Here is a 21,741-nt window from a genome sequence, read left to right as displayed (position 1 = left end):
AGTGTTAACCGGTGGCGGTTTTCCGTTCGAGTACCGTTACCGGTTTGTCGCGCAGATACCAGCCGTAATACAAAGCATAAGCCACCAAAAACACCAGATACCCGGACCAAAGAATGTCCGACAGGTAATGGCCGCCGGCAGTCATCCGGGTAAAACCCATGGTCCACGCCAAGCCTAACGTCAGCAGCAAATAAAACGTTTTGTAATTTTGCGTTAAAAAATACAGGGCAAAAAACGCGTATCCGACCGAACAATGGCCGCAGACGAAAGACTTATCCGGGCTATGGCCTAATTTTGCCGGCGGCACGTAGTCGTATTCACCGCCGAATTCCTTGGTGTGTACCGGCCGCGGCCGCCCCCAATGGTCTTTAACGATCAGATTGATGACCAGCCCCGGGCCTATCGCAATGACCAGCAAGATATACATGGCTTGGCGGCGAAAACTGCGGAAGTCATCGTGCAGATGACTGAAGAGGTAAGCCAGCAGGGCAAACGCACCGGCCGTGATCGTGAACGGAAATGCGTAATCGTACAGAACTCGCCAAAACCACCAGTCCTGTTTGGGCCAAACGCCGCTGGCGTTGCCCGGATAAAAAAATAAACCGGCCGCCCACCGGTCCAAATTGGTAAACCAAAATACGAGGGTGGTAGCCGCGGCAAGTGCGGCCAGAACGGTTAATTCGCAGTGATGGCGTTTCGATGTTGCCATTGGGCATCCACATAGTCGGTTCGAATCCACTACAACCAAGCCAAAACTGCGCCAAATTTTGATTCCGTTTACAAGGCTTTGAAAATTAACAACCATCCGCGGTCCGGCGGTTTTGGATTCAGCCGTATAGGTTTATCTCAACCAATGCCAGCGGCCAATTTGCACCAATGTCGTGCAGTTTCCGGCTAACTTCGCCGAAAGCGCGGCGATGCCTTGAACGGCGCCTACGCCGGTTCTGGTAATGAAAATCAGTAGTTCCGAGTTTCATCCCTTAGCTCGCGGCATAGCGGACTACACTTGAACGTTAGCCGGACGCCGAATAGGCCGCAAGGCGAATTTCCGCTCAATTCCAGAAAATATAGGAAGAAACTATGAAGCCATTTGTATCGAACGCGGCACTTGCCGTTTTGCTGGGTTTTGCCGCCGCCAGCCAGGCGACGGACCTCTGGCAAAAAGTCGAAGTAACTCCGGGTCAATATCCGGTAAAAGTTGGCGATTCGCAAAAGCTGGTCACACCCAGTTGCGCATTCGGCCAACCTTACTCTTTTTACGTAAAGCCGGGTAAGGCCGACAAGGTGTTGCTGTATTTCAACGGTGGAGGCGCCTGTTGGAACTACGGTACCTGTTCCATGCAGTCTACCTATGTGCCAGATGCCGATGTGGATGCAAATAATCCAAATAAAATGGCTGGATTATTAAACGCCGAAGATCCGGATAATCCATATAAAAATTGGACCATGGTGTTTGTATCGTATTGTACCGGCGACGTATTTTTAGGTTCCAAGGATACGGTTTACCAAAATCCGTTCAATCCCGATCCGACCGACGCGGTAGCCATTAAACACCGCGGCTTCGACAACTTTCTTTATGTGGTGGATTACTTTAAACGCGAGCGGAAAAACAAATTCAGCCCGTTGTACGCCGGCCGCATAGAAATCGACAAGATATTGGTGGCCGGTTCCAGTGCCGGTTCTTACGGCGCGGCATTGAATTATCCCTGGGTCCAAAAGTTGTTGGGCAAGGACGCCAAGGTCTCGTTACTCAGCGACGGTGGCATGGGGGTTATTACCGACGGCTTTCTGGCGGCCGGCGTATTCGGCCCTAACTCGGGATGGAACATCAACACCAACTTGCATCCGATATTCAAAACCTTGCCGTCCGCTCCGGCAACCGATTTCTTGCCGAGAGCCTACAGAACCCTGGCAGCGCAATACCCCAAAGAGCGTTTTGCGCAATACACAACGGCTTACGACGTGGTGCAAAAATTGTTCTTGAATATCATGGAACAAAACGACGGTGTCCCAGCCGATCAACTCTCCGGTTTCGGCAGCTGGAGTACCGGAATGAATACAATCGCCGGCGGATTAAAAGCCGCATTGCCGAAAAACTACCGGGCTTACATCGACCCCGGTTGCAACCATACGATATTCCGTTTCGACGAGTTTTATACATCGGCGCTGAACGGCATCCGCTTCGTGGATTGGGCCAAGGCTATCGTCACCAACGACAATGCCGATTGGCAAAATCTGAGTTGTACGCCGGGCGTTGATTGCGGCGAACAAAATTTAACCCAGGAAGGGGTATTGGCCTGTTTGGCCAGAAGCTTTGGCACACCGTAATGGCCGGTTACCGGGGCGAGAGTCTCGGCTCTGTCAGATAAACCTATTCGGCGCGGTAACTCTTTGGCGAAGATGCTATCAATTTGCCTGGGTAGGCTAGGCGGCGGCAGGAAATGCCGCCGCCACCCGCTTTTATCTTGTTCGCAGCCTGATGCAACGGTTGGCTTTCACACTCGATTTGCCTACGCAATCGGCTCGGCTCTAATGGCCGATCAACCCTTCGATAAACGGTGCGTTGTCACTTTTTACGTCCTTTCGAGTAAAGTACCCGGCAATTTTAAACAGCCGACTGCCGGCAGGGCGAAGCTCGCAGTTTGCCGATAGCGGCCGGCATTTTCCTACCATATCGATCGGAGCGTCATGATGGACATACTGCAAATTGGAGGCGGCCGACGCTTATCTAATTTACCCATATCCAAGCTTTATTCGAGCTCAGCGCCGATTCGCGGCGCCGAATTATTTAGCCGGAGTATGAATAACCTTCGGCAGCAATCGATTGTGGGGCAGTCGCTACCAGGCTTCGCCAAGCTGGTGCCGAACAACGGTTCTTTTTCCAAAACCGCGGCCGAATGTTCGACTGTTAACAGGTCTACGATTCCCGGTTGGATTCGCGCTGCTGTGTTGGCGGTTGCCTTTCCGGGTATCGGTTATGCCGAATTCATTACCCATCCGCTCGACCAGGCACCGCCAGCCCAGCCGGCACCAACTCCGGCAGCGCCGCAAACGCCGGCGGCAGATCAGACCGCTCACGCCGATATCAATGCCCAGTTTGGCGAAAAAAAATTGGGCACCTGTACCATGAAATACAAGCTGGAGGGATTTTCTCTGGCTTATAAACAATACGACGGCAGCGGCGAAATAACCTGCCGCAACGGCGAAAAGGCACTGGTCGTACTGTCTTCCAAAAGCATCGGTTTTACCATCGGCTATTCCTCGATAGAAGGCGAAGGTTATTTCACCGACGTCAAATACCTTAGCGAAATATTCGGCGACTATATCTCGTTGGGCAGCCATTTCGGATTCAACAACTCCATCGACCGCCAGGTCTTGACCCGCGGCGAAATCTCGTTGGTATTAATTGGCAAAGGTGAGGGTTTCGATATCGGTTTTACAATCGGCGATTTGTCGATCAAACCCCGATAAAACGATGGCAACCAATCAATTAACGCCATTTCAGCGAGCGCGGCATTACCGTCAGGCAGTTTCCGCTGTAGCGCGGACGCCAGCCGTTTGTCAGCCGCTGGTTTGATTGCACGAGAACTCAAAATGGAAATGAACATAGGCATGGTATTGGCCGCATTACCGTTGGCGATGTTGTTGGGTTATTTAGTTTGTGCCTGGCTGGCTAACAAACGCCAGCGGGACTTGATTGGCCAAATCGAGCGGCAGCAACAGCAATTGCAGCAGCAAAGCGTAAAACTGGCGGTGGCCGAGGAACGCCTGGCTTTGCTGAATCAACGCGAGTCCGAGTTGCAAGCCCTGCAACAACAATTGCTGGCATTGAAAACCGAAAACGCCGAACTCAATACCCGCCAGCAGGAGCAGCACAAGCATAACGAAGAAAAAATCCGTTTGCTGCAGGACGCCGAAAATCAACTCAAGGCTCAATTCGAAAGCTTGGCGCATCGGATTTTCGAAGAGCGCGGCAAGCAGTTCGTCGAACACAACAAAACCAGCATCGAAACCCTGGTGGCACCGCTGAAGCAACAGCTCGGCGAGTTCAAACAGCGGGTGGAAAGCGTTTACGACAACGAAACCAAAGATCGTATCTCGCTGCGCGAGGAAATCGTCTCGCTACGCCGCGATACCGCCAAGATGAATCAGGAAGCGCTGAATCTGACCCGCGCGTTGAAAGGCGACCACAAAGCGCAAGGCAACTGGGGCGAGATGATTCTGGAAAAAGTACTGGAACAATCCGGTCTGCGCAATGGCATCGAATACGAAACCCAAGGCGCGTACCGCGATGAGGACAAACGCCTGTTCAAACCCGACGTGATCGTCCGCCTGCCGGACAACAAGGACGTGGTCATCGATTCCAAAGTTTCGTTGAATGCTTACGAACGGTATTGTTCCAGCGAAGACGATGCCGAACGCGCCGAAGCCTTGAAACAGCACGTGGAAGCGGTGCGCGCCCACATCAAAGGCCTCAGCGGCAAGGATTACTCCAGCCTAAAAGGCCTGCGTTCGCTGGATTTTGTGCTGCTGTTCATGCCGATCGAAGCCGCCTTCATGGCCGCGTTCCAAGGCGACGAAAAACTGTTCAACGACGCCTTCGAACACAAAATAGTCGTGGTTACGCCGACCACGCTGTTGGCGACGCTGCGTACGATCCAAAACATCTGGCGCTATGAGCAACAAAACGAAAACGCCCGCCAGATCGCCGACAAGGCCGGCACGCTGTACGACAAAATTCGCGGTTTCGTCGAAGACATCGAAAAACTGGGCAACCAACTTGGCACTGTGCAAAAAACCTACGACGGCATCGTCAACAAACTTAGCAGCGGCCAGGGCAATTTATTAAGGCAAGCCAGCAGCCTGGAAGAGTTAGGCGTCAAAGTGAAAAAGAAACTACCCAAGAGCCTGACCGAGCAGATGGACGCGGGTGACGAGGCATGAGCCTGGATTACGCCACGCTGGAATTGCTGAAACAAAACCATCCGGCCTGGCGCTTGTTGCGCTCCGACCACGCGCCGCTGATCGCCGGCTTTCTGCACCGGGCCTTCGTCGCGCCCAACCAGCGTTTGCTCGCCCAGGCCGATTTGGCCGAAGCATTGGAGGACGAATTGTTTGCGTTGCGCGAACGGCTGGGTGGCGGCGCTTTTCCCAAGCCGGCGTTGGATTACCTCAACGACTGGGCCGGCAACGACAAGGGCTGGCTGCGCAAATTTTACCGCCAAGGCTCGGACGAACCCTATTTCGACCTGACCCCGGCCACCGAAAAAGCCATCGCCTGGCTGGGCAGCCTGACCGAGCGCGCCTTCGTCGGTACCGAATCGCGCTTGCTGACCTTGTTCGAACTGCTCAAGCAAATCAGCGCAGGCAGCGAAACCGATCCCGAGACCCGCATCGCCGAATTGCGTAAGCGCCGCGCCGACATCGACGCCGAAATCGCCAGAGCCGAGGCCGGCGAACTGGCTTTGCTGGACGATACCGCATTGAAGGACCGCTTCCTGCAATTCACCGCACTGGCCCGCGAACTGCTCGGCGACTTTCGCGAAGTCGAACATAACTTTCGCGGTCTGGACCGTCGCGTGCGCGAGCGCATCGCCTTGTGGGAAGGAGGCAAGGGCGAATTGCTGCAAGACATCATGGGCGAACGCGACGCCATCGCCGACTCCGACCAGGGCCGCAGCTTCCGCGCCTTCTGGGATTTCCTGATGTCCAGCCGCCGCCAGGAAGAGCTGTCGGCCTTGCTGGAAAAAGTGCTGGCCTTGCAGCCGGTGGCTGAACTGCGCCCCGAAGCCCGCTTGCGGCGCGTACATTACGACTGGCTGGAAGCCGGCGAGCACACCCAGCGTACTGTCGCCGAACTCAGCCGGCAACTGCGCCGCTTCCTCGACGACCAGGCCTGGTTGGAAAACCGCCGCATCATGGAAATCCTGCACGGCATCGAAGCCAAGGCCTTGGCTTTGCGCGACAATCAACCGTCCGGCGAAGTGATGAGCATCTCCGAAGCTGCTGCCGACATCGAACTGCCGATGGAACGGCCGCTGTACACGCCGACCGTCAAGCCGCGCATCGCCAGCCTTATCCCGGAAACCGGCGACGACGACCTAGACGCCACCGCGCTGTTCTCGCAAATCGTCATCGACAAAACTCAACTAGCCCGCCACATCCGTCACGCCCTGCAAGACAAACCACAAATCACCCTGGCTGAACTTTGCCGCAGCCACCCGCTGCAACACGGCTTGGCGGAACTCGTCGCCTATCTGCAACTGGGCGGGGACAGCTTCAACACCACCGTCGATGAACACGCCGAAGACATCATCGTCTGGCAAACGACGGACGGCGAAGGGCGGGAAGTGAGCAAACAGGCGCGCTTGCCGAGGGTGATATTTGTTAGATAAGCCAAAGCAGGCTCAGGACGGGTAAAACACCAGCCCGACGCGCTGGATGTGTTCGCGCAAGTCGGTGTTATCGATCTGATCGTAAAGCGATAAATCCAACGTGTAGGGTAGAAGTAAGTCGTCGATTTCGGTTTCGATCCGGCAGAGGTCGGCATAGCTTAAGTTGTCGCCGAACAGCGTCAAATCGATGTCGGAACCGGGCCGGTAGTTACCCATGGCGCGCGAACCGTACAGAATCGCGCGTTCGACTTGCGGATACTTGGCCAATACGCGTTGAATTGCGCTAATGGTGTGCGGCTTTAAACCAAACCGGTCACAGACTTCGGGGCTAATCGCTGTCATCCGGCAAATTCCGTAGCTTGATTTGCAACTGGACGAACGAGCCGAAAAAGCGTTGCTTGATATTTGCGGCAATCGCTTGGGCGGTGTCCTGGTTATAAGTATGGCTGGTGCGATTCCGGTCGCGAATCATATCCATCCAACTGTCGCCGTCCTCTATCAATCCCAACTTGAAGGCCAGGCGCGTGGCATCCCGCGAACCGTGGATGTCCTGATGGCCTTTTTCCAGCAAATAATCGCGCAACACGTTCCAGGCCAGTTCGTGGGTATATTCGAAGGCCTGAATCAAGCCTTGTTCTTCCAGTTCGTTGAGCTCGCCTTTGTCTATGAACTTGGTCAACTGCGCCAAGGCGTTTTGATAATTGGCGAAACGCTGCTTCCAGCGGATGTCTTGGTGCATAAAGGGTGAATCCTTGATTCTAAAGGCGTGTAATTTGGAGTAACCCAGCTTGACAGCAATGATTATTGGTGAAAAGTCAACACTTAGGAATCACCGGAGAATTTCGTTCGAACCGTGTGAGGCTAGTATATTTGGACGAATTTAATACTTGATCGATATAGATGAAAGCACTGTCAATGTTGGTTGGGAATTGTGAGCCCAATCTGAATCAAGTTTGTAGATGGCAACAAAAAATTCCAATTAGTATCCGTCCGTTACGCGCTACTTTGTCGGGATTGAAATGGATTCGATCTCTATCCGGCTCAAGCTTGCTGTGCCACCAAAACACAACATCTTCGCCGTCCACATTAAGCGTTCTCGCTCTCCGCGCTTGACTATTTCCCTTGGTATTTCCGTTTTCGTCCGTAATTTCCACGCCAAGCGAACCAAATTCCGCCGATACATTTTGCCAAGAGCCCGAAAAAATTCGGTTGCCGTGATCTGACAAAGCGCTTAAATGCTTCGTCAATGGCTCAACCAGTTCCCGATAAGGTTTGCTCATATCCTTGATTCCATTGAAACAGTTAGGAATAAATTCAATAGCAGGGAACGCGGAAACTGCAAATTTTGCCATTTCATCGGGATTCCTGGTGGTGTCAATAATCATCCACCTAAAATAATTGCGATAGCTTTGAAAATCTCCGACAAACCATAATTTAGCTATCCGGTTGTTGACGGTAATAGCATGATTTCCAACTGGGCGAACGGCAGGAAAAATCAGACAAGCAACAGTATTTGCCTTGTTTTGAAGGGTTTGTTCGTGAGCCCACGCTATCGACGGAGAAAACTCCTTAGGATTATTGTCAATTTGTACGTCAAAATCTCTCAGCTCATACGAGTCGAGCTCTTGCCATTTTGGCAGTTTGCCAAAGATGCTTGCAACACGCTCCTGCACTTCCCAAGGTATCGCCATCGGCGAATCCGGTTCATACAAGTCATAAAAAGTTTTATTTTGCCAAACGACGGTTTCAAACAACTCTTCCGAATAACAGGCTAGCTGCCCTTGCTCATGTGCATCATCCAGTAAATCCAGCATCACCTCCAAAGCCTCGATACAGCTATTCCGCTCAAGCTCATCGAAATGCCAGCTTGTTTCGTCGATGACAAAACGCATAATTTATTGCCTTGGACGCCTTACGCGGGTGAGGGCGGCAACATCGAGTTGGTATTGATCGAAAAATCCGCGAGGCCAAGAGACAATACTACCGGTTTCGGTGAAGCGCAGTGTTTGTGGGTCCGTTCCATCGACATCGAAGAAATGGATAATTGCTTGATCTTTGGTCAGGACACCATGCTCTCCAATAGCACGACGAATACCGTTTAAGACATGGTCGGAATGCGTTTCCACTACGACCTGTACGCCGGCCGATGCCATGGTGGCAAGGAAGCACCCCATTTGCGATTGCCCGGCGGGATGAAGATGAGCTTCAGGATTTTCCACGATTAACAGGCCACCGTTTCCAGCGGTTAAACCGGCAAGAACAACCGGTAGCGCGTAAGTCACCCCGAATCCCATGTTCGGCGGCCGTACCCATTCACCATTGGGAACGCGGAAACGCAGCGCGGTTACTGTTCTAATTGAAATAGACTCGGTGTCGATTTGTACGGGTCGTGCAATCCTCGATAGCCAGCGCTCTGTCTCGAATTTCAATAACGGCGCATCGTCTTCGCCGAATCCAGGGCAACGCCGAGGTTCGGCGATGGCTAAACTATCGAGGCTATAGAGAACCTGAGCGCTGTACTCGCCGCGAAAGCCTACTTCCAGTAATTCGGGCGGTAATGCTGCCGAACCGAGTATATTGCGAGGACCGTAACGTTCGGCGCAAAGATATTGAAACATTCTTTCGCCTTCGTCGAAGAGCGGTGAAAGTTGGGATGGATGCTTTTGTACCTCCGCGTAGAGCGAGCTGGCATTCCCAGCCAACTCACATGAATAGACGGTATCGCTGTCATCCTTGAGGTCAAAGCGCACGGTGTCCTGGCTGTTCCAATTTAGGATGTCTTCGAACGCGCCTAACTCCAATCCAAACGGACCGTTGAGCGGAACAATCTTGTCCCCTCGTCGGCGAGCTTCTTCGATAAGTAACAAAGCATGGATAACTGAAGTTTTACCGGCTCCGTTCATGCCGGCCAGAATGGTCAGCGGTGCCATTTCAAAGCTGGCCTCAGCAAACATCTTGAAGCCGCGTAGTTTAAATTCACGGATCATTTGAGAATTTTCTCCAGGGCTTTGCGTGGCTTAAGTAACCGGTCTTCGACCTTTTTATAGGAACCTGTGCCAGCACTTACAGATGTATCGTAATCTCGGTTTTTAAAAAGCCTTCTTAGGGCTTTTTGAATAGCGTCTTTTTGTGTGCTTACAATTTCTGGAGGGTAGTTTACGAGCGCTAAAGCTTGTGATTCAAAAATTGCTCGGTTGATGCGGCCACTTGGTGATTGGCTGTTTGGAGCCCATCGGCGAAATGCACTGGTACCAAATACTTCATAACAATTTCGCATTGCTTGTCGAAATGCAGTTTCTAGTTTTTTAAAATCTGCCGGTTTCGCTTGTTGGTCTAGCCAGCGAGAAAAATCCAACAGAAATGCATCTAAACTAGATGCCTCGGCATATTTTTCTAGTGGCACGACATGAAAAGCACAGAAACGTAGCGCCATTTCTCTATCTGTCATTCTTTTACTATCGCGAACCAACTGCCCTGACGAATCTTTTCGCCAGAAATAGTCGCCCATAACTTGATCAAAACTTTCGCTTTCAACCAGCTTTCGCAAAAATTTTCGAGAGCCTTCCTTGCTCATGCAATGGCGAATTTCCTGAGCAGAGAGTGGGCTGCCTCCGGTATTCACGCGATTGAAAATATCGAATTTAACGTCGTCCGGTGTTTGCGGCTCTATCACATGAGCCACGATCTGGGTGACGGCGAAACGCCGCTTGGTGGCAGGATCGAGCGTGGAAAATGTCGCCCCTTTTAGCGGACTTAGATATTCAAGATATTCTTCCTTTAACTCCAATTGATTAGACATAAACCTCTTGACCGTAGTCAGCCGCTGAACACCGTCGATTACCTGCAGCGCACCGTCTTTATCCTGGTTGAAGTAAAAAACAGGCAAAGGAATACCCAATAAGATGGATTCAATAAGGCGTATCTGTTGTTTGGTATTCCAAACGAAACTCCGTTGAAAGTCGGGTGCAAGATCCAACTCCTTCTCTTGATCAATCTCCTTGTCTTCGATTTGGGTATAAATCTCTCGAATGGTGAAGTTTTTAGTGGTAATCCTAATATCATTCGGATTCCAAGGCTTCATCTTTAGGTCAGTACCAGATCTATCCTCGTCTTCTAATGAATCCTCTATACCAAGATCATTGACTTCTTTAGGATCGTCAATAGGCGTTTTATTAGTCATTGGCGTTTCGGGCATGGAATAAGGCGAAAAATTACCAGTACGATAACAAACAGTGTCGTTATAAGCCAAGTAAGACACCCGTGCAGCATTTGGGGGTGACCACTACAGTTTCCTGGTTTTCTTCGCAGGAGGCGACATCCTGTAACACCGCCTTGGCTTCGCCGTTTTGGGTGATGACCAATGGTTCGCGGCGTTCGGCTAACTGCAACAGCACGCCAGCCGCGTTGGCTTTTAGATAGTTGGTCGGCTTGATTTGAGACGAGAAGCGTATGGCAGCTCCGATTGTTATAAAGAGAGTTTACATAGTCTTCAAACAGTCCGATGGCAAGCGTCGAATGCGTTTAAGGGGGTTCGATTTTCTTTGCTGTTCCCCGTAAAATGCGTTGTTTTCTCCAATCCCTAACGCCTCAATGACCGAGTTCGACTCCGACATTTCGCCGCAATACGACCTGTCGGCGGTGGCGATTCCGCTTTTGAAAGGCGTGATCTACCAGGAAACCGACGGCGGCCTTTGGAATGCCCTGCTGAATCTGCAAGCCAGGGTGCGGGATTACGTGGCGGTGTTGGGTTTGGAATTGGTGCTGGACGAGGCCGAGGGTTATGCGTTTTTGCGTTCGCGTCAGATCGACGCGGAGAAAGACGATGCGGCCGCCAAGTTGCCGCGTTTGATCGCGCGGCGGCCGTTGTCGTTTCCGGTTAGTTTGCTGTTGGCGCTACTGCGCAAGCGTTTGGCTGAGTTCGATCGCGGTGGCGGCGAGACTCGGCTGGTCTTGTCGCGAGACGACATCGTCGAGTTGGTACGGGTGTTTTTGCCGCAGCGCAGCAACGAGGCGCGGCTTATCGACCAGATCGAAACCCATATCAACAAGGTGGTCGAATTGGGCTTTTTGCGTAAGCTCAAGACCAGCGCCAATCAAGCCGCCAGTTACGAGGTTAGGCGGATACTCAAGGCTTTTGTTGATGCGCAGTGGCTGTCGGAATTCGACGCCCGATTGGCCGAATACCAAGCGCAATGGCTTGGCGGCCGGGAAGGTGGAGAGTGATTCTGCGTGGATTGATCCCCATCGCTCTTTCTCGCCAGGAGAATGCCATTAAGTTTATCGTTGTTTATCCCCCTCTTTTTCAAAGAGGGGTTAGGGGAGATTTTCTGAATAAATCCCCCTCGATCCCCCTTTTGCAAAGGGGGAAGCTCCTTAAGATAAACGGCATTCGGGCGGCGGGGGAGGACATCCACTCCGTTTTACAACTCGACCAAAATTCCGCTACGCCATGACCGCCACTAACGACTTGCAACTCTCCCTGGACTTCGTCGATGACGACGCCTTGTCCGGCTTTCGCTTGCAACGCCTGGAAGTCTACAACTGGGGCACCTTCGACGGCCGGGTTTGGGTCTTGCATTTGAACGGCCGCAACGCGCTGTTGACCGGCGACATCGGTTCCGGCAAATCGACGCTGGTCGATGCGGTGACCACTTTATTGGTGCCGGCCCACCGCATCGCCTACAACAAGGCGGCCGGAGCGGACGCCAAGGAGCGCAGTTTGCGTTCCTATGTGTTGGGCCATTACAAGTCCGAGCGCAACGAGGTCAGCGGCAGTGCCAAGCCGGTGGCCTTGCGCGGCGACAATAGTTATTCGGTGATCTTGGGTGTATTCCACAACGCCGGCTACGATCAGACCGTGACCTTGGCGCAGGTGTTCTGGATCGCCGACCGCCAGGGTCAGCCGGCGCGGTTGTATGCCGGTTGCGAACGCGACTTGAGCATCGCCGCCGACTTCGCCGATTTCGGCAGCGACATAGGCCAACTGCGCAAGAAGCTGCGCGGCCTGGGCGCCGAATTGCACGACAGCTTTCCGCCCTACGGCGCCTGGTTTCGCCGCCGCTTCGGCATCGACAACGAGCAGGCGCTGGAATTGTTCCATCAAACCGTATCGATGAAATCGGTCGGCAATCTGACCGACTTCGTGCGCAGCCACATGCTGGAACCCTCGGAAGTGGCGCCGCGCATCACCGCTTTGATCAACCATTTCGACGACCTGAACCGCGCCCACGACGCGGTCCTGAAGGCTAAGCGGCAGATGAGCCTGTTGACGCCGCTGGTCGCCGATTGCCACCGCCACACCCAACTCAACGAACAAACCGAATCCCTGCGCGCCTGCCGCGAAGCCTTGCGGCCGTTTTTTGCCGGCCTGAAGCGCGGCTTGCTGGAAAAACGGCTGGCCGGCTTGGATGAGGAATTGGCCAAACAGAACGCCCAACTGGAGCGGCTGAATCAGCGCAAGCGGCAACAGCAACTCGACGAGCGCGAATTGCAGCGCAATATTGCCGCCAACGGCGGCGACCGCATCGCGCAATTGGGCCTGGAAATCGAGCGTTTGCAGGACGAGCTGGCGCGCCGCCGCGGCAAGTCCGGCCGTTACCAACAGTTGCTGAAAAGCTTGGATTTACCAGTGCCGGCAGACGCCGAAGCCTTTCTGGCGCAGCAACTCCGTTTTCTGGAGCTGCGGGACAATGCGTCCGAGCGCGAGGCCGATCTGCAAAACCAGGCCAACGAAATCGGCGTGGCCTTCGCCCAAGGCCGTAGCGAGCATCAAGACTTGCAAAACGAGCTAGCCAGCTTGAAGGCGCGGCGCAGCAATATCGACGATATTCAAATCCAACTGCGGCGGATGCTGTGTTCGGCCTTGGGCTTGGCCGAAGACGAGATGCCTTTCGCCGGCGAGTTGATACAGGTGCGCGACGAAGAAAGGGACTGGGAAGGCGCGGCCGAGCGTTTGCTACGCAGTTTCGGTTTGTCCTTGCTGGTGCCGGATCAACATTATGCGGCGGTCGCCGAATGGGTGGACCAGACACATCTAAAGGGCCGGTTGGTGTATTTTCGGGTGCGCCCCGGCCAACGCGCCGATCTGCCCAGTCTGCATCGGGATTCCTTGGTCCACAAGCTGGCGGTCAAGCCGGATTCGGCATTTTACGACTGGCTGGAACGGGAAATCGCCCACCGCTTCGACGTCGCCTGTTGCGCGACGCCCGAACAGTTCCGCCGCGAACAAAAAGCCATCAGCCGCGCCGGCCAGATCAAGGCGCCCGGCGAACGCCACGAAAAAGACGACCGCCACCGCCTCGACGACCGCAGCCGCTATGTATTGGGTTGGAGCAATGCCGCCAAGATCGCCGCGTTGGAGAACAAGGCCAAGCTGCTGGAAAAGCAGTTAGCCGATTTAGCCGGCCGTCTGGCTGACATCGATAAAGCGCAAAAGGCGGTCAAGGCGCAATTGGAAACCTTGACCAAGCTGGGCGAATACCGCGATTTCCGCGAACTGGACTGGCAACCCTTGGCCGCCGACATCGCCGCGCTGGATGAAGAACGCCGGCAACTACAGGCCGCTTCCGATTTGTTGCAGCAACTCGGCGCACAACTGGCGGCGGTGCAAGCCGCGTTGCTGGAAACTGAGCGGGCACTGGGCGACAAGATCAAGGAAAGCGGCGCCACCGAACAACGCAAACAGGCCGCCGAAACGGTACTGGCGCAGACCGCCGACATCCTGAACGAAGCCGGCGACGCGCACGCCGGGCAATATCCCGCTCTGGAAGCGCTGCGCGGCGAAGTGTTGGCCGAGCGGCAAGTCACGGTGGAGTCCTGCGACAACCGCGAACGCGAGATGCGCGATTGGTTGCAGACCAAAATCGAAAACGAGACCAAAAGGCTCAATTATTTGCGCGATAAGATCATCGACGCGATGCGCGGCTATTGCGCGGCCTTCCCGTTGGAAACCCAGGAAGTCGATGTCGGCATCGGCGCCGCCCACGAATATCAAACCATGCTGCAAAGCTTGCAGGCCGACGACTTGCCGCGTTTCGAGGCTCGCTTCAAGGAATTGCTCAACGAAAACACCATCCGCGAGGTCGCCAACTTCCAGTCGCAACTGGCCCGCGAGCGGGAAACCATCAAGGAGCGCATCGCCCTTATCAACGAATCCTTGACCCAGATCGACTACAACACCAACCGTTTCATCGTGCTGGAGGCGCAACCGACGCCGGACGCCGACGTGCGCGATTTTCAAAGCGAGTTACGCGCCTGCACCGAGGGCGCGCTGACCGGCTCCGACGACGAACAATATTCGGAAAACAAGTTTCTGGAAGTCAAAAAAATCATCGAGCGCTTTCGCGGCCGCGAGGGCCAGGCCGAGCAGGATAGGCGCTGGACTGCCAAGGTTACCGACGTGCGCAACTGGTTTAATTTTGGCGCCAGCGAGCGCTGGCGGGAAGACGGTAGCGAGCACGAGCACTATTCCGACTCCGGCGGCAAATCCGGCGGGCAGAAGGAAAAACTGGCCTACACGATACTGGCGGCCAGCCTGGCTTACCAATTTGGCTTGGAATGGGGCGCGGTGCGTTCGCGCTCGTTCCGCTTCGTGGTGATCGACGAGGCCTTCGGCCGCGGCTCGGATGAATCGGCGCAATACGGTTTACGGCTGTTCGAAAAGCTCAACTTGCAACTGCTGATCGTCACGCCGCTGCAGAAAATCCACATCATAGAGCCCTACGTCGCGGCGGTCGGCTTCGTCCACAACGAAGAAGGACGGGCGTCCAAGCTGCGCAATCTGAGTATCGAAGAGTACCGCGCCGAACGCGCAGCGCGCGGCGGATGAGCAAGCCGGTCTGGACCTTGCCGGCCGAGTTGCGTGTCGAACTGGACAAGCGCTGGCTGCGCGGGCAAATCTTGACGGAAAGCCTGACGCTGAGCGGCTTGTTTCCGCTGCGCATTCCGTTAAAGCCACCCAGCCCGGCGCAACTGGCCGCCGATTTTGCCGCCGTGCAGGCTTGGGTGGAACATTGGTTGGCCGTTGACGCCAAGCATTTTGCCGTCGAATGGCGGGACATCAATCATCGGCTGTCGGGGCGTAACCGTTTGCCGGCGGCGGTGGTTTTCGACACACCGGATGACGCGGCGGCGTATTTGAAAAAATCCAAGGAATTGGCGATTTTCGGGCAATTGGCGGCATCGCTGGTTGACGATTTCGCCGCTCTGCGGCCTTGGTTATTGAAATATCCGTTACGTGCCTTGGAGCACGCCGACGAATGGCAAAAATTGTTGAGCGTGGCCGGCTGGGTCGTCGTGCATCCCCGGCCAGGCATATATCTCCGCCAAATCAGCCTGCCCGGCGTCGACAGCAAATTCATTGAGAGCCGCAAGAAGTTGCTCGGCGAATGGCTGGATTTGCTATTGCCGGCTGCGTTGATCGATACCGCGCAAACCGGCGTCGCCGGCTTCGAGTTGCGCTACGGTTTTTTGGCGAAGCCGGCGACGATTCGCTTTCGCTTGCTGGATAGCCGGCTGCGGATTGCCGGCTTGAGCGATCTGACGGTGACCGCCGCCGAATTCGCGACGCTGAATTTGCCTGTACGGCGGGTATTCGTCACCGAAAACGACATCAACGGCCTGGCGTTTCCGCCGTTTGCCGATAGCATGGTGATCTTCGGCCGAGGCTACGGTTTCGATGCCTTGGCGCAAGCCGAATGGTTGAAGGATAAGGAAATCTATTACTGGGGCGACATCGATACCCACGGTTTCGCGATTTTGAGCCAGTTCCGCCAATACTTTCCGCAAACCCGCTCATTGCTGATGGACCAAGCGACTTTGCTGGCACACCGCGAGTCCTGGGTTGCGGAAACCACTCCGGGCCGCGCCGATTTATCCGGTTTAACCTTTGAGGAAAGTGCGCTGTACGACGCACTGCGCGATAACCATTTCGGCCAAAACCTAAGATTGGAGCAGGAGTATGTCGGTTTCGACCGTTTGCAGTCGCGGCTCGAAGGATTGCGCCGGGGGCCGACATAGCGAGTGCAAAGGGCAAAACCGGGCCGGGTAATTTGTGGGAGTATCGATCCGATGCTAGCATTTCGAGACAATAATCTCGGACCACATTGCCGCGGAGGCCCTACATGCATTCGGACATTCAGGACGTTTTCACCCAGCTTCACATCGACATCGCCCGCAATTCCACGGACGATTTCAATTTGTTTCACGACCCGCACAAGTGGCAACGGATCAACGACAATCCGTTCGGCGGTCCGATTTCGCTGGGGTTTCAGTTGGAGTCTCTGATCGAAGGCAGAATCGCCCGGTTCCGCGCCGGCCGGGAAGAGGCCGGTTTAATCGGGCAGCATGCGTTGCATTTCAGCAACTACCAGTTTTCCTTCGCCAACGCGGTCAAACCCGGCCAGATTTTGCAGGTCGAGATCAAAGACAGCCAGTTTAAAGCCGAACCCGAGCCGGTATTAAGCAATCGCATCGTGGTCAAGGCCGACGGCAATCTGGCTTTGATGGGATTTAAAAAAGAAACGGCCGAGCCGCTGTTTTTGCCGAATCCGAATCTGGCAAGGATCGGCGAATTGAAAATCCAGCCCGACCGCTGCTTTTTGCCGAACGGCTTTTTCCTGAAGCGCAAATTCATGATGACCAGTAACGCCAAGAATTTTCTGTGTGCGTCGCTGCGCGACCAAACCGAGTATTTCGACGAGTTGCAGGATAAAGTCGAGTTTCCGGAAATGTTCCCCTGTGCCTTGCTGTCCAGCGCGCTATTGGAAAAAGCCCTGAAATGGCTGCACGATTTCGAGCGCAATCCGATGGTCTATACTTCCCACAAAATCAGTATCGACCGGCGCTTGTTGGCGCAACTGAGAAGTAACGACGCGCTGCATATTCTGATCAAACCCGCGCAGGACGCTGCCGCCCACGATTTCGGCGATCTGAAGGCGACACCGCTGGATTACGAATGTTACGGATTGTTCGGCTCGGGCAACCTGGTGTTGTTCCGCGCCTTGATTTCGTTAACGCCTTTGGAATTGATCAATAAAGCGATGCACAAATGACGGTGAGCAATTCCGTGGAAATTTTTTCAAGGAGAATCAATGAAAGTGTTTTTGACGATGTCGCTCTTGTTGCTCTGCGCCTGCCAACAAGAAGTTGCGACGTCGCCGAAACCGCGTCCGGCGGAGGTGGTTGAAGTCGGCGAACGCACCCGAGCGGCGCCGACCGTGTTGGTCGGCGAAGTGCGTTCGCGTTACGAAAGCGGGCAAGGTTTCCGCATCGCCGGCAAAATCGTCCAACGCTTGGTCGAACGCGGAGCCCTGGTCCGGAAAGGACAGGTACTAGCCAGGCTGGACGATACCGACACCAAGCTATCCGCGCAGGCCGCGCAGGCCGAGCTGCGCGTGGCCGAGGCCGATTTGGCGCTGGCGCAGGCGGAATTGGACCGGCAGCGCCGCTTATTCGAACGTAAATTCGTTTCCGGCCAAGCCTTGGATATTCAGGATGCCAAATTCAAATCCGCCCAAGCCCGCGTCAAACAAAGCGCCGCCGAAGCCGCCGTCAGCGGCAACCAATCCCGCTATACCCAATTGCAGGCCGACCGCGACGGCGTGGTCACCGAAATCCGCGCCGAACCGGGCCAGGTGGTCGAGGCCGGCGAGGTCGTGGCGACGATTGCCGCGACCGACAGCCTGGAAGTGGCGATTTCCGCGCCGGAGTCGCATATCGGCGGCGTGGCCGTCGGCGCTGCGGCCGAGGTCAGGTTGTGGGCGGTACCGGCTAAGGTTTACCGCGGCTCGGTGCGGGAAGTGGCGCCGGCGGCCGATAGCGTGACGCGGACCTTTCAGTTGCGGGTAGCCTTGCCCACCGCCGATGCCGACGTGCATCTGGGCATGACGGCCGGCGTCCGTTTCGACGCCGCAGCCGAGCAGGCCTGGTTGTTGCCGTCCACCGCCGTGACCCAGCGCGACGGCCGCAGCGTAGTCTGGGTGGTCGATCCGGCGACCGGCGCCGTGACGCCGCGTCCGGTGCAAACCGGCCCGTTCCGCGAGGACGGCACCGTTGTCAACCAGGGTTTGCAGAGCGGCGAGTTGGTGGTTGCCGTCGGTGCTCAGACGCTGGTGCCGGGCCAAATCGTACAGCCAGCCCGAAGGGAACAGCCATGAACGGACGCTTCAACCTGTCCGAGTGGTCGTTACGCCACCCGGTTTTGGTGTTATATGCCTTGTTGGCGTTGACCGTGATCGGCGCCGTTTCCTACAGCCGGCTCGGCCAATCCGAGGATCCGCCGTTTACCTTCAAGCTGATGGTGGTGCGTACCGGCTGGCCGGGCGCCAGTGCCCGCGAAGTCGAGCAGCAAGTTACCGACAAACTGGAAAAAAAACTGCAGGAAGTGCCGTGGCTGGACAATCTGCGCAGTTATTCGCGGCCCGGCGAATCGTTAATTTTCGTATTGGCCAAGGATTCGACGCCGCCGGCGGAAGTGCCGGATATTTTTTACCAGGTCAGAAAAAAAATTTTCGACATTCGCCATACCCTACCCGACGGCATCGAGGGGCCGACCTTCAACGACGAATTCGGCGACGTTTACGGCAACCTCTACGCTTTGGTCGGCGACGGTTACGATTATGCCGCACTGAAACGTTACGCCGATTCGGCGCGTGCCGAGTTGCTGCGCGTGGCCGATGTGGCCAAAGTCGATTTCTTCGGCGAGCAGAAGCAACGGGTCTACATCGATTTATCCAACGCCAAATTGGCGACCATCGGCATCGATACCGCGACCTTGATTCGCACCTTGCAGACCCAGAATTTGGTGGCCGGCAGCGGCAGTTTCGATTTTCACGACGAGCATATCCGGGTCTCGGTCAGCGGCCGCTACGATAACCTCGACCAGTTGCGCGACCTTAGATTGCGCGCCAATAACCACGAATTCAGATTGGGCGACGTGGCCGGCGTCAGCCGCGGTTTCGAAGAGCCGCCGCACGACCGGGTGCGTTACCGCGGCCGCGACGCCTTGTTGATCGGCGTATCGATGCGCGACGGCGGCGATATCATTCAGTTGGGCCGTAACCTGGATGCCGCAATCGGTACGGTGCAAGGCCAATTGCCGGTCGGGCTGGAGTTGCATCCGGTATCGTCGCAACCGCAGGCGGTACAGCGCTCGGTCAACGAATTCGTCAAATCGCTGGCCGAAGCCTTGGTCATCGTGCTTGGGGTCAGTTTGATGTCGCTGGGTTTGCGGACCGGCGTCGTCGTTGCGATCAGTATTCCGGTAGTGCTGGCGGCGACGTTTTGGCTGATGCATTTGTTCGGCGTCGGTTTGCACAAGATTTCGCTGGGGGCGCTGATTCTGGCGCTGGGCCTGTTGGTGGACGACGCCATTATCGCGGTGGAGATGATGGCGTCGAAACTGGAACAGGGCTGGGAACGGACCCGCGCCGCGGCTTTTACTTATACCTCGACGGCAATGCCGATGTTGAGCGGTACCCTGGTCACGGCGGCCGGCTTTCTGCCGATAGCCACCGCCGCTTCGTCGACCGGCGAATACACCCGTTCCATGTTCCAGGTGGTGGTGATCGCGTTGCTGGTGTCCTGGTTGGCTGCCGTGGTGTTTGTGCCTTATCTGGGCTTCCATTTGTTGCCGGAAATGCGTGACGGCAAACGTCCGCAATCGGCTTTGAGCCGAATTCGGGCGCAATGGAAAAAAACGCCGCATTCGGCGCCGCAACACCATGATTTATACCAAACCGCGTTTTACCGGCGCTTCCGCAGTTTGGTGGAAACCTGTGTGATTTACCGCGGCTGGGTCATTTTGTTGACTGCGGCGATTTTTGTCGCGGCGCTTTTCGGCTTCAAGTTGGTCCAGCAGCAGTTTTTCCCGGATTCGACCCGGCCGGAACTGATCGTCGATTTACGGTTGGCCGAGGGCGCGTCCTACGCTGCGACCGAAAGCCAAGTAAAAAAATTGGAAGCTTGGCTGGAACGGCAGGACGGCATCGACAACTACGTGGCCTATGTCGGTAACGGCAGCCCGCGATTTTATCTGCCGCTGGACCAGCAACTGGCGCAGCGCAGTTTCGCGCAATTGGTGGTGCTGACCAAAGGTCCGGCCGAACGCGAGGCGCTGCGCGTTAAATTGATCCGCTTGTTCGAGCAGGATTTTCCAAGTTTGCGCGGCAGCGTGTTGCGTTTGGAAAACGGGCCGCCGGTCGGTTTTCCGGTGCAGTTTCGCGTGTCCGGTCCGGATTTGCCGACCTTGCAGGCCATCGCCCGTCAGGTCGCCGACGTGATGCGGGCCAATCCGCATTTATCGAATGTGCAACACGATTGGGAAGAGCCGGTCAAAGTAGTGAAAGTCGATGTCGACCAGTCCAAAGCCCGTTTGTTGGGGGTAAGCTCCGCCGACATCGCCAGTCTAGTCAACGGCGCCTCGCAGGGGTTATACGTCAGCGAGTTTCGCGAAGGCATCGAACGCATCGATTTACTGGTACGCGGCACCGCTGCCGAGCGCAAGCATTTGTCGCGGCTGGAAAACCTGATGATTCCGTCGGCCGACGGCCACAGCGTGCCGCTGTCGCAGATTGCCAAGCTGGAGTACGGTTTCGAAGAGGGCGTGATCTGGCGCCGCAACCGCTTGCCGACCGTGACGGTGCGCGCCAATCTGTATGGGACGATTCAGGCGCCGGTGGTGTCGGCCCAGGTCGAAAGCCAACTGGGCGATATCGTGCGGCAGTTGCCGTTGGGCTACCGTTTGGAAGTGGGCGGCGCGGTGGAGGAATCGGCCAAGGGCGGCGCATCGGTCGCTGCCGGCATGCCGCTGTTTTTGTTCAGCGTGCTGACGGTATTGATTATCCAGTTGCAAAGTTTCTCGCGGGTGGCTTTGGTGTTGCTGACGGCACCGTTGGGCATGATCGGCGTGACTTTGTTCCTGCTGGCGTTCCGGCAGCCGTTCGGTTTTGTGGCGATGTTGGGCACCATTGCGTTATCGGGCATGATCATGCGCAATTCGGTGATCCTGGTCGATCAGATCGAGCAGGACAAGCGCGCCGGGCGTTCCGATTTCGAAGCCATCGTCGATTCGACCGTACGCCGGTTCCGGCCTATCGTGTTGACCGCGGCGGCGGCGATTTTGGCGATGGTGCCGCTGACGCGCAGCGCGTTTTTCGGGCCGATGGCCGTTGCCATCATGGGCGGTTTGACCGTTGCCACCATTTTGACCTTGTTGTTTCTGCCGGCGCTGTATGCCGCCTGGTTTCGGGTCGCAGTCCCCGGCGCGCAAACCGATTCTTGATTCGTATTTTCCATTTCGACCGTTCGTGGCCGAAGGCTACGAATGGTCCCTTAGTCTTACCGGTTC

Annotated in this window: 17 protein-coding genes; 10 read left to right on the top strand and 7 right to left on the bottom strand. The window is 55.5% G+C overall.

Going from position 1 to position 21,741, the window contains the following annotated elements; genetic code table 11:
- Positions 1 to 4: 4 nt before the first annotated feature.
- Positions 5 to 709, bottom strand: a complete 705-nt coding sequence (locus VXJ35_RS22250) for a phosphatase PAP2 family protein (protein ID WP_064023238.1) — start codon at positions 707 to 709, stop codon at positions 5 to 7.
- A gap of 371 nt (positions 710 to 1,080) precedes the next feature.
- Here VXJ35_RS22250 and VXJ35_RS22245 point away from each other — a divergent pair, with 371 nt between their 5' ends.
- From VXJ35_RS22245 to VXJ35_RS22230, 4 genes are all read left to right on the top strand, one after another.
- Positions 1,081 to 2,328 carry a pectin acetylesterase-family hydrolase gene (locus tag VXJ35_RS22245; protein WP_064023237.1) on the top strand — a complete coding sequence of 416 codons (1,248 nt, stop codon included), beginning with the start codon at positions 1,081 to 1,083 and terminating at the stop codon, positions 2,326 to 2,328.
- Between the two features lie 471 nt (positions 2,329 to 2,799).
- Positions 2,800 to 3,471, top strand: a complete 672-nt coding sequence (locus tag VXJ35_RS22240; protein WP_064023236.1) for a hypothetical protein — start codon at positions 2,800 to 2,802, stop codon at positions 3,469 to 3,471.
- Positions 3,472 to 3,594: 123 nt separating this feature from the next.
- Positions 3,595 to 4,944 (top strand): DNA recombination protein RmuC, encoded by a 1,350-nt coding sequence (locus VXJ35_RS22235; RefSeq protein WP_231914811.1) that lies wholly within the window; start codon positions 3,595 to 3,597, stop codon positions 4,942 to 4,944.
- A complete protein-coding gene (locus tag VXJ35_RS22230) occupies positions 4,941 to 6,395 on the top strand; it encodes a DUF3375 domain-containing protein (protein ID WP_064023235.1) in 1,455 nt (484 codons plus the stop codon). The genes VXJ35_RS22235 and VXJ35_RS22230 overlap by 4 nt, the downstream gene beginning before the upstream one ends.
- Positions 6,396 to 6,407: 12 nt before the next feature.
- Here VXJ35_RS22230 and VXJ35_RS22225 read toward each other — a convergent pair whose 3' ends face one another.
- From VXJ35_RS22225 to VXJ35_RS22200, 6 genes are all read right to left on the bottom strand, one after another.
- A complete protein-coding gene (locus VXJ35_RS22225; RefSeq protein WP_064023234.1) occupies positions 6,408 to 6,737 on the bottom strand; it encodes a nucleotidyltransferase domain-containing protein in 330 nt (109 codons plus the stop codon).
- Positions 6,724 to 7,134: a nucleotidyltransferase substrate binding protein gene (locus VXJ35_RS22220; RefSeq protein ID WP_064023233.1), complete on the bottom strand. Its 411-nt coding sequence runs from the start codon at positions 7,132 to 7,134 to the stop codon at positions 6,724 to 6,726. The genes VXJ35_RS22225 and VXJ35_RS22220 overlap by 14 nt, the downstream gene beginning before the upstream one ends.
- Before the next feature lie 208 nt (positions 7,135 to 7,342).
- The gene (locus tag VXJ35_RS22215) at positions 7,343 to 8,287 is read right to left on the bottom strand and encodes a hypothetical protein (protein WP_064023232.1); all 945 of its coding nucleotides are present in this window, start codon (positions 8,285 to 8,287) and stop codon (positions 7,343 to 7,345) included.
- Between the two features lie 3 nt (positions 8,288 to 8,290).
- Positions 8,291 to 9,382, bottom strand: a complete 1,092-nt coding sequence (locus VXJ35_RS22210) for a DUF3696 domain-containing protein (protein ID WP_064023231.1) — start codon at positions 9,380 to 9,382, stop codon at positions 8,291 to 8,293.
- Positions 9,379 to 10,575, bottom strand: coding sequence for a DUF262 domain-containing protein (locus VXJ35_RS22205; protein ID WP_157198259.1), 1,197 nt, complete (start codon positions 10,573 to 10,575; stop codon positions 9,379 to 9,381). The genes VXJ35_RS22210 and VXJ35_RS22205 overlap by 4 nt, the downstream gene beginning before the upstream one ends.
- A gap of 58 nt (positions 10,576 to 10,633) precedes the next feature.
- On the bottom strand, positions 10,634 to 10,828 hold the full coding sequence (locus VXJ35_RS22200; protein WP_269454933.1) for a type II toxin-antitoxin system prevent-host-death family antitoxin: 195 nt from the start codon (positions 10,826 to 10,828) through the stop codon (positions 10,634 to 10,636).
- Between the two features lie 157 nt (positions 10,829 to 10,985).
- Here VXJ35_RS22200 and VXJ35_RS22195 point away from each other — a divergent pair, with 157 nt between their 5' ends.
- The 6 genes from VXJ35_RS22195 (at position 10,986) to VXJ35_RS22170 (ending at position 21,675) form a co-directional block, all read left to right on the top strand.
- Positions 10,986 to 11,618 carry a DUF4194 domain-containing protein gene (locus VXJ35_RS22195; RefSeq protein WP_064023228.1) on the top strand — a complete coding sequence of 211 codons (633 nt, stop codon included), beginning with the start codon at positions 10,986 to 10,988 and terminating at the stop codon, positions 11,616 to 11,618.
- A gap of 226 nt (positions 11,619 to 11,844) precedes the next feature.
- Positions 11,845 to 15,222, top strand: a complete 3,378-nt coding sequence (locus VXJ35_RS22190; protein ID WP_064023226.1) for an ATP-binding protein — start codon at positions 11,845 to 11,847, stop codon at positions 15,220 to 15,222.
- Positions 15,219 to 16,412 (top strand): Wadjet anti-phage system protein JetD domain-containing protein, encoded by a 1,194-nt coding sequence (locus VXJ35_RS22185; RefSeq protein ID WP_064023225.1) that lies wholly within the window; start codon positions 15,219 to 15,221, stop codon positions 16,410 to 16,412. Before VXJ35_RS22190 ends, VXJ35_RS22185 begins: the two co-directional genes overlap by 4 nt.
- Positions 16,413 to 16,516: 104 nt before the next feature.
- The gene (locus tag VXJ35_RS22180) at positions 16,517 to 17,446 is read left to right on the top strand and encodes a hypothetical protein (protein WP_064023224.1); all 930 of its coding nucleotides are present in this window, start codon (positions 16,517 to 16,519) and stop codon (positions 17,444 to 17,446) included.
- A 39-nt stretch (positions 17,447 to 17,485) separates the two neighbouring features.
- The gene (locus VXJ35_RS22175; protein ID WP_064023223.1) at positions 17,486 to 18,550 is read left to right on the top strand and encodes an efflux RND transporter periplasmic adaptor subunit; all 1,065 of its coding nucleotides are present in this window, start codon (positions 17,486 to 17,488) and stop codon (positions 18,548 to 18,550) included.
- Entirely contained in the window at positions 18,547 to 21,675 is a 3,129-nt protein-coding gene (locus tag VXJ35_RS22170; protein ID WP_064023222.1) for an efflux RND transporter permease subunit, read from the top strand. The genes VXJ35_RS22175 and VXJ35_RS22170 overlap by 4 nt, the downstream gene beginning before the upstream one ends.
- Positions 21,676 to 21,741: the final 66 nt, after the last annotated feature.

The organism is Methylomonas sp. DH-1 (assembly GCF_046097555.1).
Taxonomy (GTDB): domain Bacteria; phylum Pseudomonadota; class Gammaproteobacteria; order Methylococcales; family Methylomonadaceae; genus Methylomonas; species Methylomonas koyamae.
Note: the sequence above shows the minus strand (reverse complement) of the source record. Positions and strands in the feature narration are given on the sequence as shown.

Bases quoted from the DNA above. Each gene is read 5' to 3' on its own strand.
- VXJ35_RS22250 (WP_064023238.1), bottom strand. From the start codon at position 709: ATGGCAACATCGAAACGCCATCACTGCGAATTAACCGTTCTGGCCGCA.
- VXJ35_RS22245 (WP_064023237.1), top strand. From the start codon at position 1,081: ATGAAGCCATTTGTATCGAACGCGGCACTTGCCGTTTTGCTGGGTTTT.
- VXJ35_RS22240 (WP_064023236.1), top strand. From the start codon at position 2,800: ATGAATAACCTTCGGCAGCAATCGATTGTGGGGCAGTCGCTACCAGGC.
- VXJ35_RS22235 (WP_231914811.1), top strand. From the start codon at position 3,595: ATGGAAATGAACATAGGCATGGTATTGGCCGCATTACCGTTGGCGATG.
- VXJ35_RS22230 (WP_064023235.1), top strand. From the start codon at position 4,941: ATGAGCCTGGATTACGCCACGCTGGAATTGCTGAAACAAAACCATCCG.
- VXJ35_RS22225 (WP_064023234.1), bottom strand. From the start codon at position 6,737: ATGACAGCGATTAGCCCCGAAGTCTGTGACCGGTTTGGTTTAAAGCCG.
- VXJ35_RS22220 (WP_064023233.1), bottom strand. From the start codon at position 7,134: ATGCACCAAGACATCCGCTGGAAGCAGCGTTTCGCCAATTATCAAAAC.
- VXJ35_RS22215 (WP_064023232.1), bottom strand. From the start codon at position 8,287: ATGCGTTTTGTCATCGACGAAACAAGCTGGCATTTCGATGAGCTTGAG.
- VXJ35_RS22210 (WP_064023231.1), bottom strand. From the start codon at position 9,382: ATGATCCGTGAATTTAAACTACGCGGCTTCAAGATGTTTGCTGAGGCC.
- VXJ35_RS22205 (WP_157198259.1), bottom strand. From the start codon at position 10,575: ATGACTAATAAAACGCCTATTGACGATCCTAAAGAAGTCAATGATCTT.
- VXJ35_RS22195 (WP_064023228.1), top strand. From the start codon at position 10,986: ATGACCGAGTTCGACTCCGACATTTCGCCGCAATACGACCTGTCGGCG.
- VXJ35_RS22190 (WP_064023226.1), top strand. From the start codon at position 11,845: ATGACCGCCACTAACGACTTGCAACTCTCCCTGGACTTCGTCGATGAC.
- VXJ35_RS22185 (WP_064023225.1), top strand. From the start codon at position 15,219: ATGAGCAAGCCGGTCTGGACCTTGCCGGCCGAGTTGCGTGTCGAACTG.
- VXJ35_RS22180 (WP_064023224.1), top strand. From the start codon at position 16,517: ATGCATTCGGACATTCAGGACGTTTTCACCCAGCTTCACATCGACATC.
- VXJ35_RS22175 (WP_064023223.1), top strand. From the start codon at position 17,486: ATGAAAGTGTTTTTGACGATGTCGCTCTTGTTGCTCTGCGCCTGCCAA.
- VXJ35_RS22170 (WP_064023222.1), top strand. From the start codon at position 18,547: ATGAACGGACGCTTCAACCTGTCCGAGTGGTCGTTACGCCACCCGGTT.